Below are 26,564 nucleotides of genomic sequence, written 5' to 3'. Positions count from 1 at the left end.
TAAAAGATGAGTATGAAATTAGAGCAGCTATTTAGCAAACAAGTTGATCGTACTATCGAAGGTGTTATTAAGGCTGACGACGATGTAGCCTTATATCTCGAGTTGGATGAATATGTAATCACCGATGAAGTAGCTAAGCGACTTGATATTTTCCTCGATGCCTATTTGAATTACCAAGGTGCCAACGGAGTTTGGGTGTCAGGCTTTTTTGGGTCTGGCAAATCACACCTGCTGAAAATGCTTGCTCTATTATTAGAAAATAATCCCATCGAAGACATTACTCCTTTAGAGGTTTTCTTGGAGAAGCGTCCTCTTAACGAAGGCGGTATCTTTGCCAATGATCTTAAACGTGCAGTAACTATCCCTTCAGAGAGTATCCTGTTTAATATCGACCAAAAGGCCGATGTCATCAGTAAAACCGAGATGGATGCCCTTATCGCTGTATTTGTTAAGGTCTTCGACGAACACTGTGGCTTTTATGGTAAGCAAGCTTATATTGCACAGTTTGAACGTGAATTAGCTGATGATGGCCTTTTAGAAGATTTTGTCAGCATTTTTAAAAATATCAGTGGTATGGAATGGGAAAAAGGTCGTGCGCGAGCCAAGCGAATGGGCGACTCTATCGATAAAGCTTACAACAAAGTATCCGCTCAAAGTGTCACAGGTATTTTAGATAAATACCGTGCAGACTACCGACTCTCTATTGAAGATTTTGCTGAGCAAGTGCAAAGCTATATTGCAACGCAGAAAGAGGGTTTCCGCTTAAACTTCTTTATCGATGAGGTTGGTCAATATATAGCAGGTAATACTAAGCTGATGACCAACCTGCAAACTGTTGCTGAGAGCCTTGCTACCAAGTGTAAAGGTCAGGCTTGGGTTATTGTCACGGCTCAGGAGGATATGTCTTCGGTACTCGGTGAAGCAAGCCAAAAGAGTGAGAATGACTTTACTAAGATTCAGGCCCGTTTTAAAAACCGAATGAAATTGACTAGTCAGGATGTGGCTGAGGTTATTCAGCGCCGCCTGCTTGAGAAGAAAGAGGAGTTAGTCCCTACTCTCTCCGACCTGTTCCATCAGCAAGAGAATAATTTTAAAACCTTATTTGATTTTGCTGATGGTTCTCAAACCTATCGCAACTATCGTGATAGAGAACACTTCATTCAAAGCTACCCCTTTATCCCTTACCAGTTTACTTTGTTCCAGTCAGCTATTCAGAATCTGTCTTTACATAGTGCCTTCGAAGGTAAGCACAGCTCAGTGGGTGAGCGCTCAATGTTGGGTGTATTCCAGCAAGTTGCTATTGCTATTAAAGATCATCAACTTGGAGAGCTGGCTACTTTCGATTTAATGTTTGAAGGTATCCGTACAGCACTGAAAACGGCTATACAGCAATCCATTATCAAGGCAGAAAAACAACTAGATAATATGTTTGCAATACGCCTCCTTAAAGCCTTATTCCTAGTGAAATACGTCAAAGAGTTTAAGCCTAGTGTGCGCAATCTTTGCGTGTTAATGCACGATAGCTTCGAGCGTGATATTCCGTCACTAAAGCTGGAAATAGAAGAAGCCTTAAACCTGCTGGAAAAGGAGAGCTACATTCAGCGTAATGGCGAAGTCTACGAATACCTTACTGATGAAGAACAAGATATTGAGCAAGAGATCAAGAATACTGAGGTAGACAACTCAGTCATTACCAGTGAGCTCGAAAAGCTAATTTACGATGCAGTCCTTAAAACTAGAAAAATTCGCTGGGAAGAAAATAAACAAGATTACAGCTTTAGTCGTAAACTGGACGACAATCTTTCAGGGCGCGAACATGAGCTAGCAATCAATGTAATCTCACCCTTTTATGATAAGTTAGTGCCTCTAGAAAAACATAAAGTTGATACAGTTTATGTAGACGAAGTAAGAATAGTGATGGCTGACAGTGAGCGTCTATACAGAGACTTAATTCTCTATCATCAAACTGAAAAGTACTCGGTACACGCAACTAAAAGTACTCAGCAAGATTCCATTAAGCGAATAATTGCCGAGAAACGCAGCTATAACGCAGAGCGACTATTACAGTTAAAGCAGTTGGTAGCCAAGTTGATTGGTACAGCTAAATATTATGTCGCAGGACAAGATCTCGAACTCACAGGTGACGATGGTCAAAGTAAAATAATCAAAGCCTTTGGCGAGTTGATTAAACGCACCTATCCCAACCTAAAGATGTTGCGTGAAGTTAGTTATAGCGAGAACGACATTCCAGGTATTCTCACTAAAGCAGAGCAAGGCCTTTTTGGTGATGAAACTCAACTGCCTGAATCCCAGCAAGAGATGCTGTCCTTTATTCAGAGCAATAGTCGTGGCGGCGTGAGAACTACGGTAAAGTCCCTGTTAGAAAAATTTGAAGGCAAGCCCTACGGTTGGTCATTTGCAGCGGTACTCTGTACGCTTGCGCACCTCTGTGGCCGTGCTAAGGTCGAAGTGCGAGAGTCAACAAATCTATTGGATGATGCTGATCTAGCTAAAGCACTGAAGAGCACCCCCCTGCATGGCAGCTTGATACTTGAGCCACAAGTAGAGTTTAGCCAGTCACAGATCCGAAAAGTCAAAGAGTTCTATAATGACTACTTCGATAAAGTAGCTCATGCCACTGAGGTAAAGGCATTAGCCAAAGAGGTACAAGAAAGCTTTGTCGAGCAGAGCAACGCGATAGATAAGCTTTTAGCCCTATCGGAACAATATCCCTTTATTCGTGCCTTATCGCCTATATTAGCCGAACTACAAGCACTAAAAGCAAAACCGTATACTTGGTTCATGTCAGAGCTAGTTAGCGATGAGGACAAATGGTTCGACTTCAAAGAAAACACCATAGACCCAATCATCAAGTTTATGAAGGGTCCTCAAAAAGGCAGCTATGACAAAGCTAAGCAGTTATTAACGACTCAAAAGCCCAACCTTGACTATGTGAGTAGCTCAAACGGAAAGAGCGCCTATCAACACATAACCGATGCTTTAGTCAGCCAAGATATATACAAAAGCAGTACTATTGTGCAACTAAAGGCCAATACTGAAAGCTTAGCAAAAGAGCTAAATGAGCTTTTAGTCAAAGAACGTGCACTGGCGATTAGCAGTGTCGAGTCATTGAAGAAAAAACTCACAGGTTTTGATGAATATCAGGCATTAGATCAGAGTAAACAAGCATCGTTAGCATCGGCCTTCGATACCGCTATTGGCAAACTCAATGAGCAGAGCCTAATCGCCATGTTAAGGGATGAAGTGCGCCGTTTTGAGGATCAAAAATATTCAAGTCTAGTCCAGCAGCTAATGACCTGGAGTCAGCCTGCTCCTGAACTAGTAAAACCAAAGCACTCAACGACAAAGCAACCTGAAGCTGCTGGTAATGTCAGTGATAAGCCATCTCAGGAAAAAGCTGGTGTAGAAGAGTCAACTGCTGCACCGCAAACCATCACCGCCAGAAACATGAAGGTGGAATTTCACAAACCTTGGTTAGCCAATGAGCAAGATGTAGAACAGTACCTAGAAGAGTATAAAAAGGCTCTATTAGCAGCGATTAATGATGGGAAGCATATACAGTTATGATATCGGAACTATCACTAGAGAATTTCGCAGCATTTAAGAAGCTAGATCTGAAGTTCACTCCTGGAATTAATATAATTATTGGTGAGAATAGTTGTGGTAAAACACAGCTATTAAAGTCGATTTATGCGCTGTCATCAGAACAAGATATAACGTCTAAATTATTAGGTTTATTTAAACCTCATAATGAAAAGTTATCAGGAATATATCACCGTGGTGGTAAGGGAAAAGCGAAAGTAACCATCACAGACTCCTCAGATCAAGTATCTAAGATTGAGTTTGGACCACAAATGGAAACGGCTCATAGACAATCAGGCTTTACGGAACTTGCTCAGCCAGTATTGATACCAACAAAAGAGGTTTTATCTCTGCTTGAAGCGATTCAATCCAAAGCAATCCCTGATGAAATTTTAAAATCACTCTTTGATGATTCAATAGTTGATTTGTGCTACTTGCTACTAACTGAACCAACAAAAGAGTTAACTGAAACTGTAAACAGTGACCCTCGTTTAGGACAAGTTATCCCAATGCTTGTTGCTGCTATAGGTGGGAGGTTCGAAATCAACGATGGTGAACACTTATTCGTTAAGGGGAAATTTGTAGAAACGAAAAGTTCAACCACATCTAATGCACTGAGTGCAAAGGCTTATGCTGTAGTGGCATAGTGAATTTGGTCACTTAGTTAGAGGTGATATCATCACTTCATACGTTAACAGGTGACACTATGACAAATCGTACAAGACGACTATTCAGCGCAGAATTCAAGCTCGAGGCTTCACAGTTAGTGATTGATCAAAATTACTCAGTGGCAGAAGCCGCCCAAGCCATGAATGTGGGTAAATCCACGATGGATAAATGGGTTCGTCAGCTTAAACAAGAACGACAAGGCAAAACGCCAAAAGCTTCGCCTATGACCCCTGAGCAAATAGAAATTCGGGAATTAAAAAAGAAGTTAGCTCGTCTTGAAGAGCATAATGAAATATTAAAAAAAGCCACGGCTCTGTTGATGTCGGACTCACTGAACAATTCTTGATGATCAAGAAACTCAAGCAGAGCTATAGCGTAAAAACATTATGCGAAGTCTTCAATGTTCATCGAAGTAGTTATAACTATTGGCTAAAGCGTCCAACAGCGATTAGGGCGGAAACAGTCAAACTTCGCAGCTTAGTTAGTGAGGCCCACGCAGCAAGCAACGCCTCTGCGGGAGCGAGGACTATTGCAGATATAGTCACAAATCAGGGTTTAAAACTGAGCCGATACCGAGCAACAAAACTCATGAGAGAGCTTGGTTTAGTCAGTTGCCAACAGCCAAAGCATCGATACAGAAAGGCTTCTCAAGAACATGTTGAGGTTCCAAATCACTTGGGCCGACAGTTTGCTGTTACCGCCCCAAATGAAGTTTGGGTTGGTGATGTTACGTATATTTGGACAGGAAATCGCTGGATGTATTTAGCGGTTGTTATTGATCTTTTTGCCCGCAAAGTGATTGGTTGGTCGATGTCTTTATCACCTGATTCCAGTCTGACAGGCAAAGCTCTTTCAATGGCTTATGAGTCGCGTGGTAAGCCGAAAGGCGTCATGTTCCACAGCGATCAAGGTAGCCACTATACAAGTCGAAAGTACCGTCAATTACTGTGGCGTTTTAAGATAAAACAGAGTTTATCTCGCCGAGGAAATTGCTGGGATAATGCACCAATGGAGCGTTTCTTTAGAAGCTTAAAGACCGAATGGGTGCCAACAGTGGGTTATCGTAGTTTTGCTGAAGCTCAACAAGAGATCATCCGCTACATTATCGGGTATTACTGTCAACTCAGGCCGCATCAATATAATGGCGGCCTAACTCCCAACGAATCAGAACGATTATATTGGGAAAACTCTAAAACCGTGGCCAATTTTAGTTGACCACTACATGCTGACTTTAAACAGCTTAAGTTTAAGAAAGACAAATCATCAGGAACTTCAGTCACAATGACAGCAGAAGGCTACCGTAAAATAGGGCTATTACAACGTCTTATTGATACAGGGGCTTTAGTAAAAGGTAGAACTAATGTCTTGCTCTGGGATGAGCCTGAGTCAAATATTAATCCGATTCTTATGAAACTTTTAGTTCAATGTATGTTGGAACTGGCTCGAAATGGTCAGCAAATTATTATAGCTACACATGACTACGTGTTGTTGAAATGGTTTGATCTACTCATCGATGAAATGAAAGGAGATCATATTAAATATCATTCTTTATACCGCACTGAAGTAGATAGTGCTGTAGAGGTAATGACGACTGACGAATACCTTGAGCTGAGCCCAAATGCCATTGATGAAGCCTTCGGTTTCTTAATCGATCAAGAAATCGTTAATGATATGGGAGCATTGGGTAAATGATCCCTGTAGAAACTGATGGATTTAGATTCGAATTTTCTGATGCTATAGCTGCATTTGTTTTTGATGAAAAAGATAGAACGAAAGCCACCTTTCATGGAGTTCCGATGAAAGGTGTTGATGTAGTGGCTGAGTTCGACGAAGCATATGTATATATTGAAATCAAAGACTATGATGCCGAACTTGCTTCTACATATGATGTTAATACCTACTCTACGAATGAAGAGTTAAAAGAAAAAAGAAAAGCTTTTAAGTGGCTCAAAAATTACCTCAAGTATAAATACCGAGATTCTTATTTATATAGACATGCTGAAGATAAGGTAGAAAAGCCAATACATTATATATGCTTGTTAACTTTTGATAATGCCCTGAACTCTAAGTTTACTAAAGGTTTACAACAAGAGTTGCCAATAGGCAGAAAAAGCCGAAGGTGGAATAAGTCGTTAGCCCAAAGTTGCAGAGTCCTTAATATAGAACGATGGAATTTGAATTTTCCTAAATGGCCAGTTAGTAAAGTTGCATAATTAGAAATGAGAAGTTCATAATGGATACATCTAGACTTAAAAAGTTCGCCCAATACGCCCGCCGTAGCTTAATCGACCAGGTCGAAAGTAAACTCAAGTTAGTTTTAGCTGATGAGAGTCAAGCTCGCCGTGAATCCCCTAGTGCTGTAGCGGAATTAGAGAAGAAACTTAAACAGCACGGGCAAGATGACAAGGCAAGAGAGCAGCTCGTAGAACAAGTGGCCTACACCTGGTTTAACCGTTTCTGTGCACTGCGCTTTATGGATGTTAATCAATACAACCGTATTATGGTGCTATCGCCTTTACCTGGTCAGTTCCAGCCAGAAATATTGACTGAGGCCAAGGCGGGGCATATTGATGAAGGCATCGTCAATAAAGCTACTCAAGAAAAAACATTTGGCCTGCTTGGTGGCTCTATCGCCAGTCGTGATGGCCAGTCAGAAGCTTTTCGCTTATTGATTGTTGCCGTATGTAATGACCTGCACCGCATCATGCCCTATCTGTTTGAGCGTATAGAGGACTACACTGAACTGCTGATGCCGGATGACCTGTTATCTGGTAACTCTATTCTTGCTTATACCCGTGAGGCGATGACACCAGAGGCTTGTGAATCGGTTGAGTCTATTGGTTGGCTGTACCAGTTCTATATCTCTGAGAAAAAAGACCAAGTCTTTGATGGCCTGAAGAAGAACAAGAAAATCACCCCTGAGAATATCCCCGCAGCCACTCAGTTGTTTACCCCTCACTGGATAGTACGCTACCTTGTGGAGAACTCTCTAGGCAGACTGTGGATGTTAAATAATCCTGACTCGAAAGTGATTGATCAGATGGATTATTATATCAAGCCTGCCGAAGTGGAAACGGATTTTTTACGTATCAGCAGTCCAGAAGATATTAAGGTGTGTGACCCTGCCTGTGGTTCTGGACACATGCTGACCTATTCATATGACCTACTATATGCAATTTATTCCTCAACTGGTGAATACGATGATTCTGAGATACCAGAGTTAATTCTCACTAAAAACCTTTATGGCATTGAGATTGATGAGCGTGCTGCTGAGTTGGCGGCTTTTGCATTAACGATGAAAGCACTTAAAGGCGATCCTTTAGGGAAAAGCAATAATCGACGTCGTTTTTTTCGCAACCCCGTTAAGCCTAATATCTGTCGTTTAGAGAAGGTGATTTTCTCCGATGATGAGCTGAATAGTTATATCGACTTTGCAGGTAAAGATCTCTTTAGTCAGGAACTAAGGTTAACGCTAAAGGAGTTTGAAGAGGCAGATAATTTGGGTTCTCTAATTCAGCCAACCTTGAAAATGCCAGCTGATACTCTTGCTATTTTTGAGGGGAAAGATGTTTCGGGTGAACTCTTTTTAGCGGATACGCATCAGTCTATTTTAACAGTGTTGCAGCAGGCGGATTACTTGAGTCCGAAGTATAATGTAGTAGTTGCCAATCCGCCTTATATGGGCAGTAAAGGAATGAATAACCGCTTGTCTAAATGGGCGAAAGATAATTACCCTGACAGCAGATCTGACTTATTTTCGATGTTTATTGAACGAGATTTAAAGCTTGTAGTTAAATCAGGCTATTCTGCAATGATAAATATGCAGAGCTGGATGTTTTTGTCATCTTTTGAGAAGCTTAGGTTAAAGTTACTTGAAGAATCTACAATAGTATCAATGTGCCATCTAGGAACTCGGGCATTTGATAGTATCGGCGGTGAAGTTGTATCAACTACAGCCTATGTGCTGCGTAATGGAATAGATATTAGCTTTAAAGGTGATTATATCCGATTAGTTGAAGGGCGATCAGAGAAAGAAAAAGAACAATCACTTCTAGAGGCTGTTGCGAATAAGACATGTGACTATCTTTTTCAGGTATCTGCAAATCATTTTAATGCTATACCTGGCTCTCCGATTGCCTATTGGGTAGAAACTAAAATTATTGAAACATTCTCTTCCGCTCAGCCATTTGGTCGCGTGGGTAAGACTCGACGAGGGCTACAGACGGGTGACTCTGATAGATTCATTCGTCGTTGGTATGAGGTTTCTTTAGACAATATAGGAAGAGGCCTTACTAAGGAAGCTGCTGAGAAAAGTGGTTGTAATTGGTTTTTATTTAATTCAGGTGGAACATTTAGGAAGTGGTATGGGAATATTGAAGATGTTGTTAATTGGGGGAAAGATGGCCAAGAGATAAAGGCATCAGGGAAGGCTATTATTCCTAGTGAAGATCTATATTTTAAGAAGGCTATTACTTGGCCAAAAGTTAGCGGTGGGAGATGTAGTTTCCGCTGGTTTCCTGATGGGATTATTCCTGGCGATGCCGGGCCATGCTTTTATGATGAGTCATCGTCGGAAGATGCAGTACTATGTTTTTCCAATTCAAAAGTAGCACTATCGTTTCTTCAATTTCTTTCTCCAACATTGAATTTTGAAGTTGGTGTGATGGCAAAAATGCCGTTAATAGTGCCTGCCACAGATGAGTTAAAATTAACCAGAAATGAGTCAATAAAGATTCATAAGGAAGACTGGGACTCAAGTGAAATGTCTTGTGACTTTACTTTTTCTCCAGTTGCAGCTTATCGTCACCGTCAAACCAGGTTAGAGGACTCTTATCAACAACTACGAACAAACTGGAATGATGTAACTCTGCGTATGAAAAGGATTGAAGAGGATAATAATCGGCTTTTTATTAATCTCTACGGTTTATCTGATACATTGACACCAGATGTTCCCTTAAGTGAGATAACATTAAGTTTTAATCCTCATTATAGATTTGGTACTGACAAGACTGAACTTGAACTAGAGTCCTTAATTAAGAAGGATACTCTAATTGCATTTATCTCTTATGCGGTAGGCTGTATTTTTGGCCGTTATTCGTTAGACAAAGAAGGTTTAATCTTAGCTAACCAGAGCGATACGCTTGAATGTTATCTAAAACAAGTCCCCCAACCATCCTTTATGCCCGACAAGGATAACGTCATCCCATTAATCGATTTTGATGGTGACTGGTTTGAAGATGATATCACCGAACGCTTTAATGAGTTTTTGAAGGTCACTTTCGGCGAAGAACATTTTACCGAAAACTTAACATTTATCGAAGACGCTATCGGTAAGGATATCAAGAAGTTCTTCTTGAAAGATTTCTATACCGATCATGTTAAATGTTATAAAAAGCGCCCTATTTACTGGATGTTCTCTAGCCCTAAAGGTTCATTCAATGCCTTGATCTATATGCACCGCTACCGCACCGATACGGTGAGTGTGGTGCTGAATGATTACCTGCGTGAATTCCGTACTAAGCTGCAGGCTCGTAAAGAGAGCTATGAGCAAATAGAGATCAGTGCATCGGCCTCACCGGGGGAGAAAACTAAGGCTATAAAAGCCATCCAGAATGTCAACAAGGTGCTAGACGAGATTAACGACTATGAGCATGAGACCTTGTATCCGTTAGCTGGTAAGCCACCAGAAATTGATTTGGATGATGGGGTGAAGCATAACTACCCGCTATTTGGTAAAGCACTTAAAAAAGTGACAGGATTGTCTTAAGGGATAGCTATGGCTGGTGATTACGAAAAAGCGATCAGTATTATTGAGGCTGTAGAGAAAATCCGCAGTAACGATTTTCTCTTGCCCGCTATTCAGCGCAAATTTGTTTGGAGTAGTCACCAGATTTGTGTGTTATTTGACTCGTTAATGCGTGGCTACCCGATCAACAGTTTTATGATGTGGGAAGTTAAAGAAGGTAAAATTAAGAATAATTATAAATTTTACAAATTTATAGAGGGCTATTGTCAGCGCTTTAATGAAGAGAACCCGCACGTACCTACTGATGCTAGTTTTAAGAACTTCCAGGCAGTGATCGACGGGCAGCAGCGTTTGACATCTTTATATATTGGCTTGTGCAGTACCTACGCTTATAAGCAGCCTAGAGTGTGGTGGCCCAATGCACAGGACGATACAGTACTACCACCTCGGAAACTGTATCTAGATTTGTTAATGCCGATTGAATCGGATGATAATGAGTCAATGATGCAGTATAACTTTCGTTTTTTAACTGACAAACAGTTTGAAGAGTCTAGAGGTGAACATCACTGGTATTGCCTGCACAACATCTTACGGGAAGCTTCTTTTAGCGAATCTGATGATGTTTTGATGAATGTAGTTTTGCCCTATGTTGCAAAGCATAGCTTGCAAGAGAACACGTTTGCTCGCAAAACACTGCTAAAGCTCTATTCTGCTATTCGCAGTCAGAAGCTTATTCACTATTTTAATGAAAAAGAGCAGAAAATTGATCATGTTTTGGATGTGTTTATCAGAACAAATAGTGGCGGCACCAAGCTCGATTTCTCAGATCTGTTGATGTCTATTGCAGTTGCTAACTGGAATGGCGATTTCCGTAAGGAGATTGATACCTTAGTAAAGGAGATTAATCAAAGTGCTGAGATGGGCTTTTACGTAGGGAGGGACTGGATCCTTAAAACCTGCCTGATGCTCACTGAATCAGATGTGAAATTTAAGGTGAAGAACTTTAAAGCAGAGCAAGTTGAGGCAATTCAGAGCCAGTGGGAAGCAATTAAGCACTGCATAAAAGAAACCTTTAAAGCTATTCGGCGCTTTGGTATAAACCCCCAGTCCTTAACCTCTAAGAATGCGGTTATCCCTATCTGCTACTACCTGTATACGAAAGAGTCTGGTGGAGAACCTTTATTTCATAGGATAAATAATCTATCTAAAGAGTTTGAGCAACGAAAAGTGATTAGTCAGTGGTTTTATATGGCATTGATAAAAGGAGTTTTCGGTGGCAACTCAGATACAATGCTCTCTGGTATGAGGGACGTATTAAAAAAGTTCAATGACGAGCCACAGTTTCCACTTGAAAAGATAATTGACAGGTATAAAGCTTCCAATAAAGACCTCCGATTTAATGCTGAATACATTGAGAGTCTGTTGGACATTCAATATGGTGAGGGTCGATGTCGAGCTTTGTTACATCTACTATTTCCCGAGATGAACCCTACAGAAACATTTCACATTGATCACTTACACCCTAGTAAAGCTTTCAATAAAAATGAATTAAAACAGGTCGATTTTTTATCAGAAAATGAAGAAGCCATGGTTTTTTATACAGACCAAAAACATTGGAATAGCATTGCAAATTTACATCTGTTGAATGATTCACAAAACATGTCTAAAAAAGCAGCGCCACTAGAGGAGTGGATAGAGGCCTCTGGGGTCACTCTAACGAAAAGTAGCCTGCTTTTAGATGAGACTGTGAGTTTGTCTTTTTCTGAATTTAAGGCATTCTACGCAGCTCGAAGAGCAGCGCTAAGAATTAGGTTGCAAGATAGAGTCTTTATGACTGATGTATTAAGCCTAGAAAGTATCGATGATGGCCTTGATGAAGAAGTCGTTGATGAGGAAGTAGCATGACATCAAGAATTTCTGTTGCGCTAAAGCGCTTGTTTGCTAAGCACAGAATTGTTTTTTGGTATGATGATAAGCAAGAGCTTCGTGCCGATTATGAAGCCTTAGAGCTAGAAAATATTGAAAAAATTGAAATTGATAATAATGAATTTTCTATAAAACATAGACTGTTACGTGGTGCGCCGAAAACAAACTTTTTGTTGTACAAAGAGGGGAAACAACCTGAGCCGCTCAATAACTGGCTATATGACGTAGAGCTTGCAAATGTCACTTTTAGAACTGATCAAGTGGCTATTTGGCTAAGTGAGCTTGAGTTGCCGAGTGAGTTTTCCGAGTTGATAGAGAACCATACGGCATTTTTCGAACCTCAAGGGAAAGAGCAAGACGCGCTTTCAGAAGCCGAATCAAGAAAGCAAACATTGAAGGGCTTACTTGAACCCGATGACACCCTTAGCCGTGCTAGGCTCAAAATGTTGGCGATTTCAGTCGGTTTGAAGCAAAAAGGTGATACTAGATTAGATGTCATTTTAGAGTTATTGATGGCTGATATGGCCGTTGGCAAACTATATTCGTTTATTGAACGTTGTAATCTTCAACAATTTTTATGGCAACAGGTAACTAATAGTTATGGTTATCAAACTGATAGTCCATCAGTTAAGGATTTTGTTCTTGAGTTATTTAAGTTTTGCTATTTAGCTGAACTTTCAACAGGGCTACAAGGAACGAGAATAGATTCAGACGCTTCTCAAAAGCATAATATGACAAATAACGCTTTGGTGTTTTTTAAGCGTTGGAAGGATAGCCGGGCCCATCAACGGACATTTGAATGGCTTTCTGAGCAATGTTCCAACTTTATGGATATCGAGAGAGATTTACAACATAGATCGATCAGGGAAGTGCTAGATTTAGATTATTTCAGTGTTATAGATAGAAAAGTTATTCACGACCTTGTTCATGGTGTAGCTGATAGAACTCTATCTCAAGGTGAGGTTGCCCTTTGGTGTCGTCAGCGGCGACATGGCCATTGGTATAGTGAATATAGACTGCTATACAGTGCGGTTGATGTTGCCTGCCAGTTTTTTGCACTGTTAGATGTAGTTAAGCTTGATATGCCAAGCGCGACTCAAGCCGTACACAGGTATACAAGCCAGTGGTTTAAGCTTGATCAGCTCTATCGTCAGTATGTATATGCGCTTAAGGTTTCCTCTCAGCACACCTTGCTTAGTATATTAACCGAGCAGATAGAAAACTTATATGTTAATAGCTTCGTACAGCCACTTACAAATGCATGGCAGCATCATGTTGATGGTATGGGCTCTTGGCAAGTGCCGGATGTAATCTCTCAAAATAAGTTTTTCGAAAATTATGTTGTAGGTCAATATTTAGCAAAGAAGAAAAAAGTATGCGTGATTATATCTGATGCCTTCCGTTATGAAGCTGGTGAAGAGATGGTTAGTAGGATAAGGCAGGAAGATCGTTATGAAGCGAGCCTTAACCATGCTTTATCCGCAATGCCAAGCTATACACAATTAGGAATGGCATCATTATTGCCACAATCTAAAGATTACCCGCTACAGTTAGCTGACAATAAAACGGGTACTGTGTTGATGGGGGGGCTTTCTACACAAGGTAAAGATAGTAGAGATAAAATATTAAAAACTATTCACGGTGAAAGAGCGAGTGCAGTTCTAGCTAAAGACCTCATTGAAATGAATCAGGCTAATACAAGAGAATTAGTGAAAGCTAATGATGTTTTGTATGTTTATCATAATCGCATTGACCATACCGGTGATAAAATGCAGTCTGAAGGTGAAGCGTTTGAAGCTGCCGAAAAGACTTTTGATGATTTAACTAAGCTTGTTAAAAAGCTTACTAATGGTAATGCCAGTAATATTTTGATCACTGCGGATCATGGATTTATCTATCAAAATAGTACTCTAGATGAGAGTGACTATTTGGCCAAAGATATTGAAGGTGACATTTTATATAACGACAGACGATTTGTACTAGGTAAGGGTTTGTCATGCGGGAAGTCACTAAAAGCATTTAGTAGCATAGAACTTGGTATAAGCGGTGATGTTCATGCAGTGGTACCAAAAGGTATCCAGCGTTTGCGATTAAGTGGTTCAGGAAGTAGATTTGTGCATGGTGGCGCTTCACTCCAGGAAGTAATCGTTCCAGTTATTAGCATCAATAAGAAACGTTCGAGTGATACTAAAATGGTGGATGTTGATGTGCTTAGAAGTGGCTCTAGTGTTATTACTAGTGGTCAGATATCAGTTACGCTATATCAAGCAGAAGCGGTTACTGATAAGACCCATGCGAGAACATTACGTTTAGGCATCTATACCGAATCAGGCACATTGATCTCAGATAGCCATACTGTTGAGCTAGACCTGACCTCTGAGCATCCACGTGAACGTGAGATGAAGTTACGCTTCTTACTTAATCAAGAAGCAGAATCTGCAAATAACGAAGAAGTCCTCTTAAAGTTAGAAGAGCCCGTGATTGGAACTAATCAGTTCCAAGATTACAAACAATTGCGCTATACCATTCGTCGGTCTTTCACATCTGATTTTGATTTTTAATCTGTTGAATATAGAAACGGAAAAAGCTGAAATGGACTTTGGCATACTTAATATGTGGGTAAACAAATGAACGAACTCAATCAAAAAATTTGTAGTGAATTTGCAGGCCTTGTTGTAAGAAAGGATCTGGTTAAGACCGTAAAAGGCAATGCAATTGTCCCTTCATATGTTTTGGAATACTTACTTGGGCAGTATTGTGCAACTAGCGATGAAGCAAGTATTGAGTCCGGCATCCAAACAGTTAAGGAAATTTTAGCTAAACATTATGTTCACCGTAATGAAGCTGGGTTAATTCGTTCTACCATTCGTGAAAAGGGTCGTCATAAAGTCATTGATAAGGTAAGTGTCTCTTTAAATGACAAAAAAGATGTCTATGAAACAGAGTTCTCAAATCTTGGTATTAAAAAAGTTCTGATTGACTCTGGAACAGTAAAAAAGCATCCCAAGCTATTGGTCGGTGGTGTTTGGGTTATTGCAGACGTAGAGTATGATCATACTGAAGATAAAGATGCTAGCCCTTGGATTCTGAGCACCATCAAACCAATTCAAATGTCTCATTTGGATTATGACAGTTATATCGGCGCTCGTAGTAAGTTTAGTCTTGATGAGTGGATTGATGTACTGGTGCAGAGCATTGGCTTCAACCCAGAGTTTTTTGGTCGCAGAAGCAAACTGATGCAGTTAGTGCGCTTAATCCCTTTTTGTGAGCGTAATTTCAACTTAATAGAACTAGGCCCTAAAGGTACTGGTAAATCGCATATTTTCTCTGAGTTTTCGCCTCACGGTATTTTAATATCTGGTGGTGAAGTAACAGTTCCCAAACTATTCGTGAATAACTCTAGTGGAAAGTTAGGCTTAGTCGGTTACTGGGATACTGTTGCATTTGATGAATTTGCAGGAAAACAAAAGAAAGTAGATAAAGCTTTAGTCGATATCATGAAAAACTATATGGCGAACAAGTCTTTTTCTCGTGGTGTTGAAATGTTGGGTGCAGATGCATCAATGGCATTTATTGGTAATACTGAACACAGCGTACCCTATATGTTGAAGCACTCAGACCTATTCGACGCATTGCCTGAAAAATTCTATGATTCAGCCTTTTTAGATCGTCTTCATTTTTACATTCCGGGCTGGGAAATAGATATTATTCGTGGTGAAATGTTCTCAAGCAGCTATGGGTTTGTGGTTGATTACCTTGCTGAGGTGCTTCGTCATTTAAGGAACCAAGACTATTCAGATCACTATAGTGAATACTTTAAAATATCACCGCAGATATCTACTCGTGATAGGGATGCGATTCATAAAACTTTTTCAGGCTTAATGAAGATATTATTCCCGCAAGGGGGGGCTTCTGAAGAAGAAATTGAAGAGATCTTAAAGTTTTCAATGGAAGGTAGAAAGCGGGTCAAAGATCAGCTGTTTAGAATTGATAGCACCTATGCTGATGTTAACTTTGCTTACACAGATAAAGCAGGCAACGAGACACCGGTTCAAACTCTTGAAGAGCTGCAATACCCTAACTACTTCAACAAAACTGTAGGTGATGTAACTGATATAGGGATGCCTGAACCTGAAATACCTTCTTATCAGGAGTCAGATCATAAGGTTCAGCCAATTGCTGGTGCTTCCTCAGCAACGGTTAGTGATGAGCCTACCTTAAAAGAGCAGCATCTAACATTTTCTGAGAATCAACGAGGGGTCAGTTATGACTCCTTAATTGGGCCTTACTTGAAAGGTGCAAAGCACATTACAATTACTGATCCCTATATTCGTATTTTCTATCAAGCAAAAAACTTGATGGAATTACTTGAGACGATCGTTAAGCAAAAAGCAGAGGAAGATGAAGTTGTTGTCAGTTTAGTCACTGTTGAGGATGAATTTAAAGGCGAACAGCAACGTGAATACTTTGATAAAATCCAAAGCTCAATGTTTGCAGTAGGTATCAAGTTCGCGTATTCATTTGACACATCAGGTAGTCAGCACGCAAGACACATAGTGACCGATATTGGCTGGAAAGTGTCCCTAGATCGTGGCTTAGACATTTTCCAACATTATGATGTAAATGATGCTTTTAGCTTATCAACAAGATTACAGAAACACCGCTCTTGTAAGCAGTTTGAAGTTACGTTTATAAAAGTTGAATAGTAATGCCTGCTCTGTTCATCTTTGCCGGAATGCGAAGCATGATTAAGATAAAAAAAGATGAATTAATACATGGTTACTTGATTCGAGTACTTACTATTGCTGGAGAGCTGCAGCAAACTAGAGACTTGGCGGGAATTTTAAGTGACTCAGGTGTAATTCGTGAATTACCTATATTGAATGAACAACAAAGAACATATTTTACCCCGCTAACGTTTAAAGATATTGAACATATTCTGACAAATAATACACCATATAGGTATACCAACACCGAAGTATACAATTACGTTGGAGATTATGTTTTCAAGGGGAAGAATGAAGGTAATAAAAACAATTTAAATAGTCGAACTGAATTAAGATACTGTATTGAATGTTTCAGAGAGCAAATAAAAATCTATGGGTTTGCGTGGTTTAGACTAAATTGGGGGTATTTTATAGATTGTGATATACACGACAAAAGGATGTGCAGTCTACATACTGTTATTCAAAAGTGTTGTGGTAAGTATGCCAATATTTTTAATTGCTTGCAGTCAGCCCTGTCAGGAAAGTGCTTCAATTGCCAGTCTTCCAATTGGGCATTTTCGAGCACTGTTTATTTAACTGACAGAAATAGGAGTAATTATCTCACTTTTTAGATGAGAGCTATTATTGACTGGTATTTAGCTTAAAAATCAACTAACGATTGTACGTTAGAGAACACAGACTTTAACTCTATTGTCACTGCAAAGTGTTATCGGTGAGCTCATCATAGGGATTGTCCTGTCAAGTTGTTAGATTGGAAGTAGCTAACAAGCCCAAGTCTATAAACTACGTAGACAGTTATTATGATTTCTTTATGAAATATGGGCTACATTATTATTAGTGAAGTTTACTAACAGAGTAGTGTTTCATCTCAGTCGCTGGAATGTTTAGTGAGGGGGTATGTAGTGGTCAACTAAAATTGGCCACGGTTTTAGAGTTTTCCCAATATAATCGTTCTGATTCGTTGGGAGTTAGGCCGCCATTATATTGATGCGGCCTGAGTTGACAGTAATACCCGATAATGTAGCGGATGATCTCTTGTTGAGCTTCAGCAAAACTACGATAACCCACTGTTGGCACCCATTCGGTCTTTAAGCTTCTAAAGAAACGCTCCATTGGTGCATTATCCCAGCAATTTCCTCGGCGAGATAAACTCTGTTTTATCTTAAAACGCCACAGTAATTGACGGTACTTTCGACTTGTATAGTGGCTACCTTGATCGCTGTGGAACATGACGCCTTTCGGCTTACCACGCGACTCATAAGCCATTGAAAGAGCTTTGCCTGTCAGACTGGAATCAGGTGATAAAGACATCGACCAACCAATCACTTTGCGGGCAAAAAGATCAATAACAACCGCTAAATACATCCAGCGATTTCCTGTCCAAATATACGTAACATCACCAACCCAAACTTCATTTGGGGCGGTAACAGCAAACTGTCGGCCCAAGTGATTTGGAACCTCAACATGTTCTTGAGAAGCCTTTCTGTATCGATGCTTTGGCTGTTGGCAACTGACTAAACCAAGCTCTCTCATGAGTTTTGTTGCTCGGTATCGGCTCAGTTTTAAACCCTGATTTGTGACTATATCTGCAATAGTCCTCGCTCCCGCAGAGGCGTTGCTTGCTGCGTGGGCCTCACTAACTAAGCTGCGAAGTTTGACTGTTTCCGCCCTAATCGCTGTTGGACGCTTTAGCCAATAGTTATAACTACTTCGATGAACATTGAAGACTTCGCATAATGTTTTTACGCTATAGCTCTGCTTGAGTTTCTTGATCATCAAGAATTGTTCAGTGAGTCCGACATCAACAGAGCCGTGGCTTTTTTTAATATTTCATTATGCTCTTCAAGACGAGCTAACTTCTTTTTTAATTCCCGAATTTCTATTTGCTCAGGGGTCATAGGCGAAGCTTTTGGCGTTTTGCCTTGTCGTTCTTGTTTAAGCTGACGAACCCATTTATCCATCGTGGATTTACCCACATTCATGGCTTGGGCGGCTTCTGCCACTGAGTAATTTTGATCAATCACTAACTGTGAAGCCTCGAGCTTGAATTCTGCGCTGAATAGTCGTCTTGTACGATTTGTCATAGTGTCACCTGTTAACGTATGAAGTGATGATATCACCTCTAACTAAGTGACCAAATTCACTATGCCACTACAGTACATAACTACTGTCCATAGATATAGGAGCGAGTATGAGCCAAGATGTTATTGGATTTGTTGAATATTTTGCTACAGGCGAAGGTTTAACTCATATCTTGGTTTCTGGAACAGAAGAGCAAATTAAAGAGTTTTTGGGTCCTTACTTTTCATTAGGGGTCGAGTTTTTCTCATTTGATGAGATGAAAAAAAATTTACTCCTATGTGAAAAAAGAGATATTGAAAATTGTACCGATGATGATGCGGTAAGGGCTGCTTGCATTTTGCATGAGCATTTACCTCATGTAGCAACACTGATAAAAAAGTATGGATATTGCTCTTTTTCATATAAGTCATACTTTAACTTAGGTTAAAACATATCCACTACAGGTAAGTTCTATTATTACCGTGTGGGTTAACTTAATAATCGATGTTATCTGAGCCACAACTCAACCTCCATTTTTCACTCTCATAAACGCATAGTACCAGTCGCAAAAATTCTATAATTGAATTAGTTATCTCTATCGCAAGCCACTACGACTCGGTTTGTGTGTTTGGTAAGCTCCTTGAACAGTAGACTCTTAATATAGTTACTATCCCATAAAAGGTATTTTTATTAGTGCTATCTCTACCTAAATGTATAGGGGGGATGTACAAATAAAGGAGGGTTATGGTGCAAAAAGCAGGGAAAAAGCGGGTTTATTGTTTGAAGGTGAAGCCACTCTTTGTTGAAACATATTATGGTATGTATCACGCGGGGCGTGTCCAGCCGCTGTTTTGTCATTGTGCATTCCATGATGAATTAGTGTCTCAGGTGCTGAGCTTGAGGGAACGGTTGATTGAAGAGGGCTTTCATCAAATTACTCAATGCCTACCAGAGGCGCGTTGGTTTTATGAGTTAAGCCAACGCTATCATCACGAAGTGAAGAGCTTCATTAACGTGACTGAAAAGGCGGTGTTTCTTACCGGGTTCCTTCCGCCGTTTGATGAACCACATTTTCAAACCTGTAAAATACCGATAGCGGAGTTGCTCTTAAATCCAGGCCAATTCAAGCACGCTGATCCCGTTGTCGATGTTAGTCCGTTGGTAAAAAGCCTCATTGCGGAAATAGAAGCCAAAGACGCTGAACTTGGCCGCCGGCTCGAACAATCTTATGCGCTTGATAGGCTTGGGGAGGCCATGAGTGAATTGGATGAGGTGACGGCGGTCATTAATGTCGATTTAGATACGCATCAGGATTTACTCAGGAAAGAAGTCGATAGTTTCACTCAGGCTGTTGAACAACTGGAGCAAGAAATAGAAGCGCTCAATATGAGGCTGCTTTACCAATGTCTGAAAGTACAGAGCGGAGATTGGGTGTCATCGGATGTTGCACGTGGCAAGAAGCTTCAGCTGGTGGTCGAGTCGGCAAGTTATTCTGATGGGTGGTTATTTATTCGTGGCGCAAATATCACTCAGAAAGGAGAAGTCGGTAAGCGAGTTGAAAGCTTTACGATAGAGATATCGCAGCATGAACATTGAAAGCAAGCTGCAACAGCTAAGAAAGGTGAGGAAGCTCAGAGCCATTCTTCTGTTTCATCGAAGGCAAGTTGGTGGCATCGACGTTTCGAAAGAACAGTATTCTGATGTGCAGGTCTTTGTGAAAGCACTCTTTAAGCAGTTAAAAGTGCAGAAGTTCGATATTCAAGTGACGCATTGGGGTGAGATCTACCTTATTGAGCCTGCACGTGATATCCACATTCGTTTATCTATCAATTACAAAGTGAATATCGATGATATAGAGCAGATAAAGCTAGCGCTTAAGTTAAAAGGTTACATAGCTAAAGAGGTTGATGGATTTGCAAGGGAACAGCTTTGCGTTTCATTTTGTGCCTATCGACCTGGAACAAAGTGGCGGCGTTACCCACTAGAAACTAAACTCGCTAACTATGATGAGCTAGTAACTCAAATCATTACAGCAATGAAGTTTAATGTAGCTCAGTTATCCGCGACGGTTAGGCATGAGCTTAGCAAAGATATCCATCAAATAAACTTGGAGGATGTAATGGCTTTGATCTGTTACGGCGCGGCCAAGCTTGGGCCTGATTCGCAACTCGCTCATTTAAGTAACAATAAGGAGTTGAGATCTCCTATATCCTGCAAGCTACTAGGTCATCAGTTGATGTTATTTGGATATTATTGCGAACAACACGAGTTTTTCCTTTCTCCGTCGTCTATGAAAATCTTTAGGATGTTGCTGCCTGAGGTGAGTGAGAGTGAAGCTGAGTTTGTTTAATGGCTTGAATAACTAGAAATGTTGATGATATCGACATGTGTGTATGGTTATGTCGATATTTTGTGTTTTGTAATACTTGCCTGTGTCGCTATTTGTTCTAAGAGTTCTAGTGCAAAACAGAGCTGGACGCGAATTGGATAACGTGGAGAGCTAGGCTTACACAAACTCACTGCACTAGTTAATTTTATATTTAGTAAATTTAGACGACTATTGTTAATAGAGCAGAAGGTATTAATTTCATCAGCATAAGTACTTACTTCACTACTGACTCTTCGCAATCGTGCTTGATACTGTATATTATTTAACTTCATCAATGAGAGGTCATCGTCAGTGTTCGGAGGCATGTTCTTTTGGATGTATTTTACTACTAGTGGGTATTGCTTCCTAAGTCGGGTGAGCTCTTTTTTACGCTCCATTTTAGTTAGTTCGGTCATAGATACACTTTAAGTAAGCCTATTCAGATTTGGTTAAAGTAGCACTTGATACTGAATCGCAACTTAATGCCAGGAGCCAACTTTAATGCATAGCGTTCTGACTTACTCTTTTAAAACGGAGTATAATGAGACTAGTGTATCTTTAAAGTTGGTTACTTCTGAATGAATAAAAAGTCATCGTTAAAAACAGAGGTTGCAAATAAAAAGACTGCAGAATCAACAGTTAATAGGTGTTTCGCTCAAAATGAGGAATCTATCAATTACGATAATATCTTTGACGCTGTAAATGAGGAAAAAGCTACTTTCCTCAAAGATGACTCCGATCTGTTAATCGCTATTAGAGACATTTTGACGGAATGTAAAATATCTAACTCAGTCGAACATCAGTTTGCTCTTAAGCGGATAGAGCAATTGTGGGGGGCCAAGCCTGATACTGCTTTGGGAAAAGAACTAAACAAGCTTGCTGATATCGTTTGCAAGTATGAAGAGCAATTTTTGAGTTAGTTCATTCCAAATGTTTCAAGCAAGGTGATGAAAGGGGCTCGTTACGGGCAAACTTTATTGTATCATTCCCCACTTACGGGCAAACTTTATTGTCTCTACACAAATTTATTTTATACGATACTTTGTCTCTAGTTTTAACACTCTCTTATTAAGAAAGATAAGAGAGTATTCCACCTGCCAATCACGACTTTGCTGACTTTTCTTGTTTGAGCGTGTCTTGCAGCCAAGCAATAACGTTTTGTACTTCTGGTTTGTTCTGGTTTTCTTTCTTACTGACGATGAAATAGCTACAACGGCTTAATACACTATGTGGAGTAAGCTCAGCTAATAAGCCTGCTTTTATTTCATCGTTGACAAACATTCGATGTGTAACAAAAACCCCCAACCCTGCGATAGCAGCTTCAATTGCCTGCACTGAACTTTGAAAATAACGTCGTTTGGTGTTGTTAGGTACATCAACGCCTAGGCTTTGACACCAATGTGTCCAATCAGAGTCACGTAGAGAGCGATTAACCCAAATCGTTGGCTGTTCAGCAAAGTAGTTATTTAAATCATCAGGAAAAGGTTTTTTTGAGGGACTACCCACTAGCACCAATCTATCTTCATTCCAAGGAACTACATTGTATTCAGGCCATTCATTTCCTTCACCATAACAAATAGCAATATCAAGGCTATGGGGAAGAAGCTCTAATGCCAACGTCGAATGCGTAGAGAAGCGTAAATCAATATCAGGATACTTTTCTTGTAATGCCGGCATTCGAGGAATTAACCATTTTAGCCCTAATGAAGGAATAATACTGACAGAGATCTGCTGCTGAGAGGTTAACTCTCGAAGAGTTGCCTGCTCAATGATATTTACCCCCTCCTGAATGGCACGTCGATAGCGTTTTCCATCTTCCGTTAACGTCATTTGGCGTGTTGTACGGTGAAATAAACGCTTTCCAAGGTAGCTTTCAAGGCTTTGAATGCTTTGACTAACTGCGGAGTGAGTGACGCACAACTCATTGGCTGCTTTAGAAAAATTAAGGTGTTCACATACGCTGAGAAAAACAGGCAGCGATTTTAATGGCGGTAGATGCTTCATTTTTATTTGTTAGAAAAACTTACATAACCGTAAGTATATATCGTTTCTCTCTATTGTCGCTAAAAACTAAAATATAGTGAAAACAATATGAAATATTCATTTTTAGCAGGACATTTAATTGAAGTGCTAATGACCTAACAAGAGAAATTCATGATGAAAAAAGCATTACTCGTTATCGATTTTATTAATGATATTGTCCACCCCGACGGAAAAATCCCATCATGTGCTTTGCATGCTCAAGAACAAAATGCGATAACCCATGCCAACCAAGCGTTAGCATATGCCCGTAAAAATGATTGGATAGTTATTCTCGTTAAAGTCGGATTCGAATCCCATTATTATGCTCAACCCAAAAACTCGCCAATCTTTGGTTTGGCTAATCAATATCAGGCATTGCAGTTAGGCGGCTTTGGTACTGACTTTCATGAAGATTTAGATGTACAAACGAGTGACTTTATTATTGAAAAACCAAGGATTAGTCCTTTTTACGGTACGCCACTAGAAGCGGTTTTACGTGCTAACCGTATTGATCATTTGTATTTAACTGGTGTGAGTACAACTTTAGCTATTCAATCAATGACCCGAGATGCGCATGACCGCGATTATCAAGTAACGATCATTGAAGACGCTTGTGCTGCAGACAGTCAGCAAACGCATCAACAGTCTATAGAGTTGCTTTCTCGACTTGCCGAAGTGATCAGTGTTGAACAGCTTACCTGTTAGTAATTGATGCAAATACAGGAGCATAAAACCGATGAAAATGACATGGGGCTATAATCAGCGGCATATAAAACAGACGCTATCTGCATGGTGTGATGTACCAACGCTTGTTTACATGACGGTTGCTATTTTTCCCTGTTTCATTGTGGCGTGTATAACCGGCGATCATCATTACCTGCAACTGGGTTTGGTGAGTGGGGCACTTTTTTGTGTGCAAAATAGTTTAGGCTTGAGTGGGTTATTAGAAACGTGCTTACATTGGTTGGCTATTATTTTAGGTTTTACGGTGCTGTATTGGGTGCAAAACTCTCCGTTGTTGTTTGCTTTGTTCAGTGCTTTATTGGGTGCGATTTGCGCTAGTTTTGCTTATTGGGATCAAAATTTAAAATCGTTAGGGAATTGGATATTGATCCCTGCGTTATATTTAAGTTGTGAGCTTTATGATCGTGTAACTCCTCATGCTTTTACTCTTGCGTATATAAAATTACTTGAGCAATTACCCGTTACCTTAATTGGGCCAATATTGGTTTTAGTCTTTTTAAATATGGCTAAAAAACCGAAAAATCGGACATATGCTCTGATTGGTAGGGATCATCCCTATATCGTTCAAAAACAACCAGCGGTCATTTATTCGGTATTAAGTATTTTCTGCGCTATTTTTATGACCGCGGCTTTTGTTAAATATTTCGCTATAGAGCAAGGGCAGTGGGTTATTTGGTCTTCGGTGAGTGTGATAACCGGAGAGCTAAGTAGTATGCATAAAAAGTTTAAACATCGAGGTAGAGGAGCGGTATTAGGTTTAAGTTTAGGAGGTGGAGGTGTTTATCTATCTTCATTTATTGGAAGTGCCACATTACTAAGTAGCTTTGCCGCTTTTCTAATTCCTTTAACCCTAGTAATTAAACCTTATCCTGTCGCTTTTACATTACGTTGTATGTTAATTGCTATTGCTGCTGGCTCGATGACACATACAGAATCAATTGCTTTGGTTCGAATGTTCGATGTTGTATTGGGTGGTGCTATTGGTGTGATAAGTGTTTATGTTGTGACTTATTTTATTAGCCCAGTATTTAAAATAAAGAGAGAAAAAGAGGAATATTGAATCGAAATTTAAACCTAAAATGTTTATTTTAAATTTAAATTTATTACTATCAACAAGTTGCAATGATAACTAAGAATTATAGAAAATAACCCTTTACAATTTTTGGTTATAAGACAATAATGGCGCTGCTCTGTTGTTCAGAGTTATTAATGAAACATCAAGTAAAAGTAAAACCTCAGAATTTCTTCGTTATTGTCGTCATCCTCAGTGTTTCCCTTAGCTTCATCGTCACATTCAATAATTCAAGCTTTCAGCGCATCGTGATTTCTATTACGATAACTCATGAATTTTAAATTAAATAAGGGACACAATATGTCTACTGGTATCGTTAAGTGGTTCAACGAAGAGAAAGGTTTCGGTTTCATTACTCAGGATAATGGCGGCGCTGACGTATTCGTTCATTTCCGTGCTATCGCTTCTGAAGGTTTTAAAACTTTGGCTGAAGGCCAAAAAGTTTCTTTCGAAGTAGAGCAAGGTCAAAAAGGCCTACAAGCAGCTAACGTTGTAGCGCTATAAGAAATTAAGTTGGCGCAAAGAGTAATATGCTATTTGCGCCAATTTAAAAATTAATAATAATTAGTTATACCGTATCATCGAAAATAATAACCACTTCCAATATCTGCTTTGTTTGTATTTGTAGTTACGTTTCTATTTCCCTCGTTACCTATAATAAATAAATCTATACACATTTTACAATTTAAATGCACTAATAAATGTTTTAAAAATGCATTTAAGTTAATGATAAAAATAAGGATATTCCATGTCTCGATCAATTGGTCGTAAACGCTTTTGGTTTCAACAAAACCGCCCTGTAAATACAATTAATACACAAACAAAAGAAGCAGTAAAATAATGAACGTAAACTTTGATTTATTAAAAAATAAACATTCTTGGAATTCGACTATTCATCAATTAAATAGTGATGTATTAACCCGACATGTATTAATGAAAGGTAATGTTGATATTAAATTCACATACTGTGAGAAAACCGGTAAAGGCGATATTACTAATGCTGATGATAAATTAATTGGTAATTTCACCATCTCTTATTAATATCTGAAGAGTATTAAATTAATCGAATAAACTGATTCGCTTAATTTAATAACCTTACTCGCTGAAAATTGAAATTTGTCATCTTTTTCGTAGAAGAAAACTGTTTATAGCTGCATTTTTGTTGTTTTATCCGTGTTTCCCTTTGCTTTCTCGATAGTTCAAACATCGTTATTTCGGCCGTCGCGTGTTGCGACACCTCAATGAAATAAATATAAGGGACACATAATGTCTAATAAAACACTTGGTTTAGTAAAATGGTTTAACGAAGAGAAAGGTTTTGGTTTTCTAACCCAAGACAACGGCGGCGCTGACGTCTTTGTTCACTTCCGTGCGATCGCTTCAGAAGGTTTTAAAACCTTGACTGAAGGTCAGAAAGTTTCATTTGACGTAGAGCAAGGCCAAAAAGGCCTGCAAGCGGCAAATGTTATTGCACTATAAGTTTATCTATTGATGAACATGAAATGCTGGCTAAGGCCGGCATTTTTTATATCTGTAATTTGGTGCTGTGATCGTGATGTTATGTCGGTATGTATACGCGATTAAATAGATAAAAAATCCCCACTCAATGAGCGGGGATTTAGGTAG

General features: G+C 39.6%; 21 protein-coding genes. 18 read left to right on the top strand and 3 right to left on the bottom strand.

From position 1 onward, the window contains the following. The first annotated feature begins 6 nt into the window (after positions 1-6). From brxC to brxL, 9 genes are all read left to right on the top strand, one after another. On the top strand, positions 7-3,588 hold the full coding sequence (gene brxC, locus SKA34_RS21260) for a BREX system P-loop protein BrxC (protein ID WP_006647488.1): 3,582 nt from the start codon (positions 7-9) through the stop codon (positions 3,586-3,588). After that, entirely contained in the window at positions 3,585-4,250 is a 666-nt protein-coding gene (locus SKA34_RS21255; RefSeq protein ID WP_006647487.1) for an AAA family ATPase, read from the top strand. The genes brxC and SKA34_RS21255 overlap by 4 nt, the downstream gene beginning before the upstream one ends. A gap of 59 nt (positions 4,251-4,309) precedes the next feature. Further along, positions 4,310-5,487, top strand: a protein-coding gene (locus SKA34_RS21245) for an IS3 family transposase (protein WP_086004105.1) whose coding sequence is annotated in 2 segments (ribosomal slippage) — positions 4,310-4,568 and positions 4,568-5,487 — 1,179 coding nt in all. Because the reading frame shifts where the segments join, the coding sequence is not laid out codon by codon here. A gap of 66 nt (positions 5,488-5,553) precedes the next feature. Further along, positions 5,554-5,964: an AAA family ATPase gene (locus SKA34_RS21240; protein ID WP_006647486.1), complete on the top strand. Its 411-nt coding sequence runs from the start codon at positions 5,554-5,556 to the stop codon at positions 5,962-5,964. After that, the gene (locus SKA34_RS21235; RefSeq protein ID WP_006647485.1) at positions 5,961-6,485 is read left to right on the top strand and encodes a hypothetical protein; all 525 of its coding nucleotides are present in this window, start codon (positions 5,961-5,963) and stop codon (positions 6,483-6,485) included. The genes SKA34_RS21240 and SKA34_RS21235 overlap by 4 nt, the downstream gene beginning before the upstream one ends. A gap of 20 nt (positions 6,486-6,505) precedes the next feature. Continuing rightward, positions 6,506-10,039: a BREX-1 system adenine-specific DNA-methyltransferase PglX gene (gene pglX / locus SKA34_RS21230; RefSeq protein ID WP_006647484.1), complete on the top strand. Its 3,534-nt coding sequence runs from the start codon at positions 6,506-6,508 to the stop codon at positions 10,037-10,039. A gap of 9 nt (positions 10,040-10,048) precedes the next feature. After that, a complete protein-coding gene (locus tag SKA34_RS21225) occupies positions 10,049-11,923 on the top strand; it encodes a DUF262 domain-containing protein (protein WP_006647483.1) in 1,875 nt (624 codons plus the stop codon). Then, complete coding sequence (gene pglZ / locus SKA34_RS21220) at positions 11,920-14,505, top strand: BREX-1 system phosphatase PglZ type A (RefSeq protein WP_006647481.1); 2,586 nt, start codon at positions 11,920-11,922, stop codon at positions 14,503-14,505. Before SKA34_RS21225 ends, pglZ begins: the two co-directional genes overlap by 4 nt. A gap of 66 nt (positions 14,506-14,571) precedes the next feature. Then, a complete protein-coding gene (gene brxL, locus SKA34_RS21215; protein WP_039861060.1) occupies positions 14,572-16,650 on the top strand; it encodes a BREX system Lon protease-like protein BrxL in 2,079 nt (692 codons plus the stop codon). A 927-nt stretch (positions 16,651-17,577) separates the two neighbouring features. Here brxL and SKA34_RS21205 read toward each other — a convergent pair. Next, a protein-coding gene (locus SKA34_RS21205) for an IS3 family transposase (RefSeq protein ID WP_086004105.1) occupies positions 17,578-18,755 on the bottom strand; the annotation gives its coding sequence in 2 pieces (ribosomal slippage) (positions 17,578-18,497 and positions 18,497-18,755; 1,179 coding nt in all). Positions 18,756-18,862: 107 nt separating this feature from the next. On the opposite strand from SKA34_RS21205, the gene SKA34_RS21195 reads away from it, so the two are divergent. The 3 genes from SKA34_RS21195 (at position 18,863) to SKA34_RS21185 (ending at position 21,082) form a co-directional block, all read left to right on the top strand. Continuing rightward, positions 18,863-19,180 (top strand): hypothetical protein, encoded by a 318-nt coding sequence (locus SKA34_RS21195; RefSeq protein WP_006647478.1) that lies wholly within the window; start codon positions 18,863-18,865, stop codon positions 19,178-19,180. Between the two features lie 296 nt (positions 19,181-19,476). Continuing rightward, positions 19,477-20,328 (top strand): hypothetical protein, encoded by an 852-nt coding sequence (locus SKA34_RS21190; RefSeq protein WP_006647477.1) that lies wholly within the window; start codon positions 19,477-19,479, stop codon positions 20,326-20,328. Beyond that, positions 20,318-21,082: a hypothetical protein gene (locus tag SKA34_RS21185; protein WP_006647476.1), complete on the top strand. Its 765-nt coding sequence runs from the start codon at positions 20,318-20,320 to the stop codon at positions 21,080-21,082. Before SKA34_RS21190 ends, SKA34_RS21185 begins: the two co-directional genes overlap by 11 nt. A gap of 47 nt (positions 21,083-21,129) precedes the next feature. On the opposite strand, the gene SKA34_RS21180 is transcribed toward SKA34_RS21185, so the two are convergent. Further along, positions 21,130-21,516: a hypothetical protein gene (locus tag SKA34_RS21180; protein WP_006647475.1), complete on the bottom strand. Its 387-nt coding sequence runs from the start codon at positions 21,514-21,516 to the stop codon at positions 21,130-21,132. Between the two features lie 162 nt (positions 21,517-21,678). Between SKA34_RS21180 and SKA34_RS21175 the strand changes: the two genes are divergently transcribed. After that, the gene (locus SKA34_RS21175; RefSeq protein ID WP_006647474.1) at positions 21,679-22,020 is read left to right on the top strand and encodes a hypothetical protein; all 342 of its coding nucleotides are present in this window, start codon (positions 21,679-21,681) and stop codon (positions 22,018-22,020) included. Between the two features lie 181 nt (positions 22,021-22,201). Here the strand turns inward: SKA34_RS21175 and SKA34_RS21170 are convergent, their stop codons facing one another. After that, entirely contained in the window at positions 22,202-23,104 is a 903-nt protein-coding gene (locus SKA34_RS21170; RefSeq protein WP_006647473.1) for a LysR substrate-binding domain-containing protein, read from the bottom strand. A 153-nt stretch (positions 23,105-23,257) separates the two neighbouring features. Here SKA34_RS21170 and SKA34_RS21165 point away from each other — a divergent pair, with 153 nt between their 5' ends. From SKA34_RS21165 to SKA34_RS21145, 5 genes are all read left to right on the top strand, one after another. Then, positions 23,258-23,827, top strand: coding sequence for an isochorismatase family cysteine hydrolase (locus SKA34_RS21165; RefSeq protein ID WP_039861083.1), 570 nt, complete (start codon positions 23,258-23,260; stop codon positions 23,825-23,827). A gap of 31 nt (positions 23,828-23,858) precedes the next feature. Next, positions 23,859-24,926: an FUSC family protein gene (locus SKA34_RS21160; RefSeq protein WP_006647471.1), complete on the top strand. Its 1,068-nt coding sequence runs from the start codon at positions 23,859-23,861 to the stop codon at positions 24,924-24,926. Between the two features lie 282 nt (positions 24,927-25,208). Continuing rightward, on the top strand, positions 25,209-25,442 hold the full coding sequence (locus SKA34_RS21155; protein WP_039861059.1) for a cold-shock protein: 234 nt from the start codon (positions 25,209-25,211) through the stop codon (positions 25,440-25,442). A 336-nt stretch (positions 25,443-25,778) separates the two neighbouring features. Next, entirely contained in the window at positions 25,779-25,979 is a 201-nt protein-coding gene (locus SKA34_RS21150) for a hypothetical protein (protein WP_006647469.1), read from the top strand. 225 nt (positions 25,980-26,204) lie between these two features. After that, complete coding sequence (locus tag SKA34_RS21145) at positions 26,205-26,417, top strand: cold-shock protein (RefSeq protein ID WP_006647467.1); 213 nt, start codon at positions 26,205-26,207, stop codon at positions 26,415-26,417. Positions 26,418-26,564 lie beyond the last annotated feature (147 nt).

The sequence above is a fragment of the Photobacterium sp. SKA34 genome (genome assembly GCF_000153325.1).
Lineage (GTDB): Bacteria > Pseudomonadota > Gammaproteobacteria > Enterobacterales > Vibrionaceae > Photobacterium.
Note: the sequence above shows the minus strand (reverse complement) of the source record. Positions and strands in the feature narration are given on the sequence as shown.